We start from the raw sequence: 9,378 nt of genomic DNA on the forward strand, positions 1-9,378 counted from the left end.
TCCGAGGCTTACATCCAGAGCATTGAAGACAAGCTCAACCAGCGACCCAGAAAACGGCTACGCTTCCACTCTCCTCAGCAGATCTTCGATAAGTCTTTCAAACGCGCACTTCCTAATTGAATCGGCGACCGAGTCACAGACCTTTCGGTAATCGAGGGCTTGATCCACGGTCAGGTTCGGATCGGGGGTGTTATTGTCCGGGTAGCTGAAAGCCAGCGCCTTCACCTCAGTGATGTGTTTGTCCGTGGTGCAGCCCGTCAGACCAACGACGGCGGCGAGCACAACGAGGGCGCACAGCGCTGTGGCCCCCGGCATCGCCAGCGGGAAGCGAAGTGACTTCTTCATGATGGTTTCCCCTGTTAGATGCGAAAGAGCGCACATCCGGTGAGCATGTGCTCCTTAATGGATTGTGGCATCGACGGGTTACCCCCTCAAGGGGAGGCGGTGGCGGGCAAAGCACGGGGCAACGTGCTATCTGCCGACTTCCAGCCGAAGCGCAGGCCAAGACTATGCGCTGCTTGGATGACGATGGATGCGCCGATAAAGAACTCGAATGCGATGGCAAGACTGCTGCTTGCCATCGCTGTAAGAAATTCCAGAATTACACACCCTCCAAGCCAAGTCGCTAGCGCGCGCCATAGCACGCCCAGCGTCAGGTTCTTGGTAAAAGCGTAGGTTGCGCCTGGTTCGTACTTCTCCGCGTAGAGCATCCAGCCACGCTGCGTTCCGCGGCGCACGGTAAAGCCGACGGCGATAGCGAGCACAACCTCAACGACGAGCATAGCCGCATCAATGCCTGTGGCCGAAACGACCAGCATGAAGATGAAGAGCGCAGCCACGACGGCAAGGTTGTACTTGGCACCTTGCTTTCTCTGCTCCGACGTAAGTTCAAAGGGATGGTTCAGCGTTTTCATGCCTCGTTGTCCTTGTGTTTGGAGGAATAGACACGCCGTCTTCCCGGGTACCATGGCCCGGCGAGACAGCAAGCGGTTGGGTGGATAGCAGCGCGTCGGCTTTTCGATGGCTCCCTGTGGCCGTGCGGAAAAGCCTCAAGGGGCGCCCGCGAACAGATATATACTGTTACGGTATAGACTTTTGCGCGCGACGTACATAGGCAATGCTGCTGGCGATTCAGCTACCGATGCCAACACTTGTCTACGTCCGTTGCCGCGATCTTTGCCAAGCGCTTGAAAGCTGCCCGTACCTTGCGGGGTCTTTCTCAGCGCGCATTGGGGGGTCTCGTGTCCGATGACAAAGCCAACGGCAGTGTTCGGATCAATCGCTATGAACAGCAGGTCAACCGGGCCGACATGGACACGGCTGCGGCGCTGGCAGAAGCACTCAATGTGCCGCTCGCCTACCTGTTCGCCGAAGACGACGACCAAGCCGACATGTTGCTGGCCTTCGCCAAGCTCACGAAGACTGAACGGTCGAAGCTGTTGAACCAGGCCAAGCGGTTGGCCGCAGGTAAGCGGGGCACGGCGAATAAAGCATGATGTGGCACGCCGGGGCTACAAAAGGCCTCGGCTCGCCATGCTTACGCACTCGCTACCCACCACGATGTGGTCAAGGACACGCACCCCGATCAGCCGCAGCGCTTCGCGAAGCTCGTGGGTGAGCATCCGATCGGCCGCACTGGGGTCGGCCACGCCACTGGGGTGATTGTGCGCCAGGATCGCCGCACTGGCGTTGATAGCCAGCGCCGCTCGCACCACTTCTCTGGGGTGAACGCTAGCCCCATCGACGGTGCCGGTGAAAAGCTTCTGGCAATCGAGGATCCGGTGGCGGTTGTCCAGCCAAAGGACGTGAAACTCTTCGTGCAACAGCCCACCCAGGCGCATACGGAGGAAGTCGTTGGCATCGGTCGGACTGCCGATGCTGCCTTGGCGCTCAAGCTTGTTTCTAAGGATGCCTTCGGCTGCGCCGAGAACATCCTGCTCCGTCGTTTCGCCTGCAAGTTTGTAACGAGTGTGGGTCAAAGATTGCGCGATATGCATGATGAACTCCTATAGATGGCATAAATGCACAAGGCCCGGACATGTCCGGGCCTTGTGCGTTGTGCTTGTGGCGCGCTGGATCAGGGGGCCTTGAAGTTGCTACAGCGGATGCTTCGGACGACACCCATCAGAACCGCGATGACCATCATTTGGAAGCAGTAGGCCGTGTCGAGTTTGCCTCTCATGAGTCAGGCGCCCTATACGAACGCCGCGACGCGGAGCGTCCAAACGCGAAGCGATGACCACCGACTTCACAGGAGTGGTATAGGTTTGAAATTATTTGCGATCACAAACAAACTCGCAAAGCTGTGTTACTAACGAATTTTCAGCCAAAAAGATGCCAGCTCAGGCGCTACTTGCCGGGATGTCCGAATATCTTGGGAAACTTGGTGTGCCGGGCCTTTCGCCAACTGGCCGGCAAATCCTGGTTCGCCTCAAGCGCATCGTAGATCTGTCTCACCAGCACCGAATCAACGGCCTTGGCATTCAGTAACGCCTTGAGTAGTTCATAGCCATGCCAAACTCGGATCTCGAACTCGCTTGCAAGCTTGTGCATTCCCAAGTCGTCGGTAGTGACTATGCATCCCCGTACGTAACCGTGGGCCAGCACCCTGCAATCCACGAGACTAGGCGGGTCTCCGCGTCCCTGCATGAATCGCAACGGATCCGACAGGACAGAAGCTCGAAGTATGCCGGCAGCCACTTCGATGCTTTCCTTCTCCTCTTTCGTCAGCCTTGCCCTTGCGGCAAGTCTCTCGTCCGCCAATACCTGCTCATCGAACCAAGGGAATTTGAATCCCAGCGCTGAGTTGCGATGAACTTCTTCCTCGACATCCTTCAGGACGACCAGCACATACGCCTTCACCCCGAATGCGACGCCCAACATCGGCCTGACACGCTTTGCCAGACGCAAATAAGCGTTCGTATCGAGGAGAACTTGTGTCAAACGGCCAGCGCCCTATGAACGGACACCGAGTCCTTCAGTGGGATATCCAACACCTGTTGAATGTAACCAGCCCCCACCCCTTGTTCTTTGACCAATCTCTCCAAGGCGACGAAAAACTCGGACTGGAACACTGAGCTGGCAACGGAAATATAGCTGTTGGCGTCTGGAGGCATGGGCTCGAAAAGTGCCTCGCTGACCGTTGTACTAGCTACACGATTGCGGACCTGGTGGATGGTTCTGTCTTCGACTGGCAGGGGTGGAAGACCTGAATTCTTGGCGAACCGCTTGACCTGCTGGTGAACCGTATTCAGCGACACCTCGTGCTGGGTCGCATACCGAGCGAGTGCCGTGATAACTCCGCTTTTCACTCTACCGGCCGCATCCCTATATGCTGCCTCCGCGCACTCGTGTGGGAACAGCAGTGCACCTGCGAAGGCATCTGCGAAGTCTTCTCCCTCTTCGCTTCCAGCCAATTCTGGCGTGTAGACATGCGCTAATTCATGCGCAATCCAGAACTTGAAGTCCTCCAATTTCACGTCGAGATTGAGATACACGAAGGTCACATCTTCTTCTGGAAGACGGATGTGGAGCGCGTTCTCGTGCCGATCCTTTTTTCCCCACAAAACAGGAACCAAGATGGCCGCGTTCTTTTGGAACTGGCCAATCAGGTGGCTGTAGGAAAGGACCGCATGCTGACCTATTCCGAGTTCTGCACGGGTCTGCTCCACAGCTTTGCGCAACGGAGCATATTCACAGTCCGGCGACGTAATGAGCGTACGCAGCTGCCTCGTTTCCGACAGCAAGGCCACAAGCGGCTTCAGCAAATGGCCCATTCCTCGGGCTTTGCTGATGTGGTGGTCGGTTGTCTTTGTGCCGGCCTTCTTACGGAAGGCGATGACGGGTTCAGTAACACCGCCTGGATCGACCAGGTTTTCGAATGCGAGACCCAAGGTCACTGCAAGTTTCAACAGCGCAGTTGGGCGAGGGAAGTCACGCCCCTTCATCCAGTTGGTTACCGTTTGGCTGGTGACGCCCACTTGTTGGGCCAGGTGGGCCTGAGTCCAGCCTCGCTCCCGCATCTTCCCAGACACTTCATCTACGCGTAGGGATTTAGCCATTTTTTTAGTCTATCTCAGAGAAAGAGACAAATCAAGTTATATCAACTTTCATGACGAGATTGAGCGCCTCAAATGCTTGGACCATGAGTCCTTGAACGTTGGGGCAACGGGATGAATGAACCACCGGACCAATTTACGATGATCAACCATCGGTGATGGCTGGCCGCACGATCCGTTTGATCGTCATGCAACTGCACCACGCCCCTCCATCATCGGGTGGACAATCAAGCGAGGTAATGGGTTGGAGGCCTATCGCGCCTATCAAGCCGACCAGCTTGCATGGGATCGGGGCACGACGGGTGCGGACGAATTTGCATGTGTGAAATGGTCAGTGCACAAGATGTCCTGGGGCTTTTGCACGCCTCAGTCACGCGTATCGAAATGCGCTACGTGATGACGGTGATATCGAAGATACGGCAAGTGTCCCGGAGACATGTTCTGTAAGCGCATGCCTAGAGACAAACCGAATGTGTGCCGGGTGTCCGCGTTGAGATCCGGACTCACCAGCACCGCACCATCATCACTGAAAGCCACTAGCCCCGCATCGAACAGAGCATCCAGGTGCACGGCAAGCAGCAACCCGTTGAACGGATCTAAACGTTCATCATCACTTGCATCCGCCCAAGGCTTGGCGTGGCTGGCGCGCAGCAATGCAGGTGGCAGCTTGGTACCCGTCACAGCGCAGCAGCCGACCCACAATTCGAAGAGGGCTTCACGGAATACATCTTGGCCTATGCGTTGACGCACCTCCGCCGTACGTTCCGTTTCCGCAATAGCAGCCAAGCGCTCTTCAACCCGCGCGCTGAGCTGGATGGGCGTATTTAATTGCAGCACGCAAGCCGCATGGAGAGTCAGGTACAGCGACCGTGCGGAAGCTGTCCGTCCAATGGTGCTCATACCTGATGGCAATGATCGTGCGCCGATGTCCATCAAACCTAGACGGCCGCCATCTGCAACGGGCAATGCTACCCAGATATCGCCTTCATCGATCCGAATCCATGCACAAGCATGGCTACCGCTGACACGCGCGTAGAAACCGCCGTCAGCTGATAACTCAATAAGATCCAGGCCGGCGTCGCGCACGGCTTTCTCGACCAGGATGGGTAGCCTCTCAGCATTCATGAATTGTGTTCCTGGAAGGTCGTCAGCTAGGTCATGGCATTGTCGAGGTGACTCGGAAACCAACCCACGATCACTCGCTGACTTTCCTCGTGCCAACCGAAGTAGAGGCGAAACCCCTTGCGCGGATCGCGGTCATTGGGTCCTTTGACATGCATATCCAGATTCACCCTAGCGCCTTTGTATGTGGTGCTGTAGGTCTCCTTGGATCGGTGCGTCTCTGCAGCACGACCAACTGGGGAAATGTCGATGCCCAGGCGTGTCTTTTCAGCCTCAAGCCTCTCACCTCCACCTTCCAGGGTTCCACGGCGGCTTGGCACATAGGTCCCGGTAAGGAACAGAAGAACTTCGTAGCAGAACGGAACATTTTCGAACATGGAATCTCGGGCGGCGCGTATCGCCTTGGCGGTCAACGCCACGCAGTTACCCAGATACTGCTCACACCACTCTTCTAGGTTGTCCCACGTGTCTGGAAAAGTCGGCACCCGGTTCTCTTCCAATTCGCGCAAGCGTTTCTGCAGCGCATCGATGCGGTCTTCTAAGTGATACTCACGCGCCCGTAAACCATCACGTTCGTCTCGCAAGCGCTGCAGATCTTGCCTCTGGGTGTCGTTGTCTTCTTCGTACATTTCCCGCAATTTGGTTTCGTCATCGAGGGCTGCCTGAAGCGCCTTGACTCGCACCGCGCTAAGCTCATCGCCTGCACCTGTCGGAGCAGCCTGGCGGCGGGCTTCCTCGATCTGCATGCGGAGTACTTTCTCGCGCACGCGATCGAACGGTGGAATGACATCCTCCTGCTCTAGCGCTCGCAGCGATGCATCGGCAGCCTCTCGCTCGAACAAAGCAGAGAGTCCAGCCAGATCCAGTCCTTGTGCGGTGAGTGTGTCCGGCCCCCAGGCCGGATGCAGGCTAGGATCGTCGTCAGGCGTGAACCCCGGGCGGAAAAGACGCACGCTGGCACCCGCCACTGCAAAACGCTTGCTTAGGGCATCAGTCAATGCCCAAATCATCTCGCGTGACAGCACATAAACCTTGGCGATACCACGCAATCTCTTCGCCAAGCCATCCGGATCAAGCAACGTGGCTCTACGGTCACCCTTGTTATAAGTGGACAGTACGATGGCTGGACGATGTCGTTTGGGCGACTGCAGTGAATGCAGCAAACGCTGCAACGCCTCCGGCGTATTCACCTGTATGGGACGAGCCGACAACAGCTCTCCGGCCTCGGTGTCGAGCAGACCAATGCCGTCGATCAATTGTGAAACCAGTGCGGGAACACTCGGGCCTGGCGCAGGCTGATTCGCGGGTGAGATAGCGGTCAGGGTTACGCCAACGGCAGGCGTTGGCTGTGCATCGACTAGGACCAGTTCTACACGCCAACGACGACCATCCATTGTCGTATCTGCCGTCTCAGCCTGCATTGCCCATATGCCCTGCAGACCCACGGCCATGGCGCGATGGCCTTTGATAGGACCTTCCAGTTCAAAGTTGTCCGGGAATGGTTTCGCAACCTTGAAGTGTTTCTTGCGCAACCACTGGCACGTAATCTCACGAGCCTCGTCGAAACTACCGGCACGTGCTAGTCGTCCCGCGATAGCAATGATGGGATCAAGGCGGGTGGAACGGCTCGCCAATGCTTGGGTCGGAAGTGCAGGAAGCCTTTCGCGCCGGAACTTGCGAAATTCAGAACGTGTAGTGACTTCATCCGAGTACGGAATCTCACGTTCAGCCACTCTCACGGGAACCGGCAGATCATTGCCTTCAACTTCTGCAAGCGGATTCGCCGGGATGGGCGAGCGGGCATCAAGCGATGCCACGGAAGGCGTGCCCGCCGATTCTGATATCAAATCAGGTTGTGGCCACGCAGCTTCTATGGCTTGCGAAAGTTTGTGCCGTTTCCTTTGTGCCAGCTGCGCTGGTACATGCCGCCAAGTGTTGTCCGACGTCAGCCGCAATTCTTCTCGCTGCTCACGATACCGCCGGCGATCCGTGCGCATGATCCACACACGCATGCGAAACGCCTTGATCCTCTGCAACAGCTTATTACGCCCTGACTCACCCGATGCGTCCACACGTGAGTACAAACCACGCGCGCGCTGCGTCCACTGTCGCAGCGTGTGTTCATCAGGCGGCAACGCTTCCGACGCATGTTCAAACTCAGCCACCAAGCCTTCGAGCTCAGCCTTGAATGAGTCTCTTGATTCCGGGCTTTGCCCTGCCGTTGCCATACGTCAACCTTGTCCCTGTTCAGAACCGCTCACGCCGATATGCGCCTGCAAACCAAACCGCGAACGAAGCAGCAAGCCCTCATGGCTCTCGGGATGTAGTTCAAGGACAAGATGAGGTGGCTTCCGAAGTTCGGCTGGTGGCGGCGTGGTCGTTGTGACGATCATCTGCCACGCCGCGGTGCCCGCCCCCTTCTCTGCAACAGTCGAGAGATAGTCGCTGTAGAGGCCGCCGCTAAGATCAGCCTCACGGGGACAATCATGGAGGAGGAATGCAGGGAAACTGCTAGCGGGGTTGTCGACAGCATCAAGTGCACACGCGAAATCGCCCAAGAGTATCTCAAGCACGGAGTAAGCCTCACCAGCCGAACCGACGAGCTCAAAGGGACGTTCGTCGTTATTGAGGAGAAACCGCCCATGAAGATCAAATGCTTGAGCAAGAGCATCGATTTTCTGTGTCATCTGCGATTCGCGAGTTACCTGCCCATTTCGAGCCTCCAACAGGCTCGCTGATGCCAGGTCATGGCTCTCTTGGATACCACGAAGTTCCGCGCGCTTGGCTGCGAGCTCTGGCGAAGATGCCGCACCAAATGCATCTTCCCAGTTCGTCAGTTCCTCCTTCAGAAGCTGTGGCCGATACAGATCAGCGCGCCGGGAGTCGCGTTTAACCCGCAACTTCCTTATCTCGGCCATGGAGTTGCTCAGAGCTGTTTCCGCTCTCGCTAAATTATTCTGCGCAGCGCTTTTTACCGGCAACAGCCGAAGTGCTTCAGCCGTCCAATACTCAATGTCGCTTTGTATGGCCTTTTGGTCCCGACCATCATGGAAAGAGCGCGTTTCCAGGCGTTTCCGGATGTGCTCGCAAGACTGAAATTCCACGGCGCCATAGCGGCATGGGCCTTGAAGTCCCCTAAGTTTTGACAATTGCTCCTGTAGCGACTTGACCTTGACCTCATCGCGATCCCGCATGGCCTCGGCCTCTCCGAAGCTGAGGAGAGCTGACTCGGCGATACCCTTCGCTTCATCTACCGCTCTGTCCAGTTCGCGCACCTGTGCCTCGACCGCAATGATCTGCTCATCAAGCTTCGCGACAGCAGCCTCGGTTTCACCCGTCTGTTTTTCGACTTCCTTCATCACCGATGACTTGAACATGTCGTCCGAATGCAGCTCCAAGTCAGCATGCCCGCCAAGCCAACTTCTTAGACTCGCCTCGATGCGTGCGCGTATCAAACGTGGGGCGCCCTCAAGTCCCTTGGCTTCCTCTTCGGCTTTTTTGAGTTTGCGAGCCAGGCTCTCTACTGCACGCGCTGCCTCCACTTCCTGCGTGTTGGTCAAACCCAGCACGGCACGAAGCACCCAAGGCGGAGCTTGGCGGACGCGCTGCAATCCGCTGCCCTCGGTGGATCGCCAGTCGTAATAGCTGCGAAGGCGCGTGCCTTGATCTCGCGTGACCCAGCTCAGTACATGCGGCCACTCGATCGTCTGCTCGGATCCTGGAATTTGCCGCTGTTGCAGATTGACCAGCATCGCCTCGGACAAGGCATCCAGGTATTGCTTGAACGGGATGCGGTCGCCGCCGTCCAACAAAGCCTCCAAATCACCATGCTGTGCCGCGTAACCATCCGAAGCAAAGGGGCGATAAACGGAATAAGTGCAGCCAGCAAAATGAACCAAGGCGCCGATGCCGCCATTGGGGAACTGAGACGCCAATTGGTCACGCATGGCTTTCACAGCCTTTCCGCCATCGCCAAGGATGCAGCGGAGCATCAGGCAGAGCGTGCTTTTCCCAACACCGTGCCCTGCTCGCTGGAGCGTACTCAGCCCCTCGCGGCTCGCGGGCTCTTTCGCCCACACGATGTTGAGACCGGGATGCAACGAAATATCTCGGATAGCCTCCAATGGCTTGGTCGATCGAGTAATCAGCAGCCGCTCAATCCAGAGCCTCGGTTCGCAGCGTGCTGGTGACTCCATAG

General features: G+C 57.0%; 9 protein-coding genes. 1 reads left to right on the forward strand and 8 read right to left on the reverse strand.

Annotation, left to right across the window (positions count from 1 at the left end):
- Window positions 1-57: 57 nt before the first annotated feature.
- Window positions 58-345, reverse strand: coding sequence for a hypothetical protein (locus ACFPPB_RS18265; protein WP_377329738.1), 288 nt, complete (start codon window positions 343-345; stop codon window positions 58-60).
- A gap of 86 nt (window positions 346-431) precedes the next feature.
- A complete protein-coding gene (locus ACFPPB_RS18270; RefSeq protein WP_377329740.1) occupies window positions 432-914 on the reverse strand; it encodes a hypothetical protein in 483 nt (160 codons plus the stop codon).
- Window positions 915-1,151: 237 nt separating this feature from the next.
- Here ACFPPB_RS18270 and ACFPPB_RS18275 point away from each other — a divergent pair, with 237 nt between their 5' ends.
- Window positions 1,152-1,496 (forward strand): helix-turn-helix domain-containing protein, encoded by a 345-nt coding sequence (locus tag ACFPPB_RS18275; protein ID WP_377329742.1) that lies wholly within the window; start codon window positions 1,152-1,154, stop codon window positions 1,494-1,496.
- 15 nt (window positions 1,497-1,511) lie between these two features.
- Here ACFPPB_RS18275 and ACFPPB_RS18280 read toward each other — a convergent pair whose 3' ends face one another.
- From ACFPPB_RS18280 to ACFPPB_RS18305, 6 genes are all read right to left on the reverse strand, one after another.
- A complete protein-coding gene (locus ACFPPB_RS18280) occupies window positions 1,512-1,997 on the reverse strand; it encodes a JAB domain-containing protein (protein WP_377329744.1) in 486 nt (161 codons plus the stop codon).
- A 352-nt stretch (window positions 1,998-2,349) separates the two neighbouring features.
- The gene (locus ACFPPB_RS18285; protein ID WP_377329746.1) at window positions 2,350-2,943 is read right to left on the reverse strand and encodes a hypothetical protein; all 594 of its coding nucleotides are present in this window, start codon (window positions 2,941-2,943) and stop codon (window positions 2,350-2,352) included.
- Window positions 2,940-4,061: a helix-turn-helix domain-containing protein gene (locus ACFPPB_RS18290; RefSeq protein WP_377329748.1), complete on the reverse strand. Its 1,122-nt coding sequence runs from the start codon at window positions 4,059-4,061 to the stop codon at window positions 2,940-2,942. The genes ACFPPB_RS18285 and ACFPPB_RS18290 overlap by 4 nt, the downstream gene beginning before the upstream one ends.
- Window positions 4,062-4,424: 363 nt before the next feature.
- Window positions 4,425-5,183, reverse strand: coding sequence for an HNH endonuclease (locus tag ACFPPB_RS18295; protein WP_377329751.1), 759 nt, complete (start codon window positions 5,181-5,183; stop codon window positions 4,425-4,427).
- Window positions 5,184-5,209: 26 nt separating this feature from the next.
- Window positions 5,210-7,408: a hypothetical protein gene (locus ACFPPB_RS18300; RefSeq protein WP_377329753.1), complete on the reverse strand. Its 2,199-nt coding sequence runs from the start codon at window positions 7,406-7,408 to the stop codon at window positions 5,210-5,212.
- A 3-nt stretch (window positions 7,409-7,411) separates the two neighbouring features.
- Window positions 7,412-9,376 carry a hypothetical protein gene (locus ACFPPB_RS18305; RefSeq protein WP_377329755.1) on the reverse strand — a complete coding sequence of 655 codons (1,965 nt, stop codon included), beginning with the start codon at window positions 9,374-9,376 and terminating at the stop codon, window positions 7,412-7,414.
- Window positions 9,377-9,378: the final 2 nt, after the last annotated feature.

Origin of the sequence: Rhodanobacter terrae (assembly GCF_042657005.1) — a bacterium.
Classification (GTDB): Bacteria; Pseudomonadota; Gammaproteobacteria; order Xanthomonadales; family Rhodanobacteraceae; genus Rhodanobacter; species Rhodanobacter terrae.

What these genes read in the sequence shown, in the direction of transcription:
- ACFPPB_RS18265 (WP_377329738.1), bottom strand. Translation starts at nt 345, where the DNA reads ATGAAGAAGTCACTTCGCTTCCCGCTGGCGATGCCGGGGGCCACAGCG.
- ACFPPB_RS18270 (WP_377329740.1), bottom strand. Translation starts at nt 914, where the DNA reads ATGAAAACGCTGAACCATCCCTTTGAACTTACGTCGGAGCAGAGAAAG.
- ACFPPB_RS18280 (WP_377329744.1), bottom strand. Translation starts at nt 1,997, where the DNA reads ATGCATATCGCGCAATCTTTGACCCACACTCGTTACAAACTTGCAGGC.
- ACFPPB_RS18290 (WP_377329748.1), bottom strand. Translation starts at nt 4,061, where the DNA reads ATGGCTAAATCCCTACGCGTAGATGAAGTGTCTGGGAAGATGCGGGAG.
- ACFPPB_RS18295 (WP_377329751.1), bottom strand. Translation starts at nt 5,183, where the DNA reads ATGAATGCTGAGAGGCTACCCATCCTGGTCGAGAAAGCCGTGCGCGAC.
- ACFPPB_RS18300 (WP_377329753.1), bottom strand. Translation starts at nt 7,408, where the DNA reads ATGGCAACGGCAGGGCAAAGCCCGGAATCAAGAGACTCATTCAAGGCT.
- ACFPPB_RS18305 (WP_377329755.1), bottom strand. Translation starts at nt 9,376, where the DNA reads ATGGAGTCACCAGCACGCTGCGAACCGAGGCTCTGGATTGAGCGGCTG.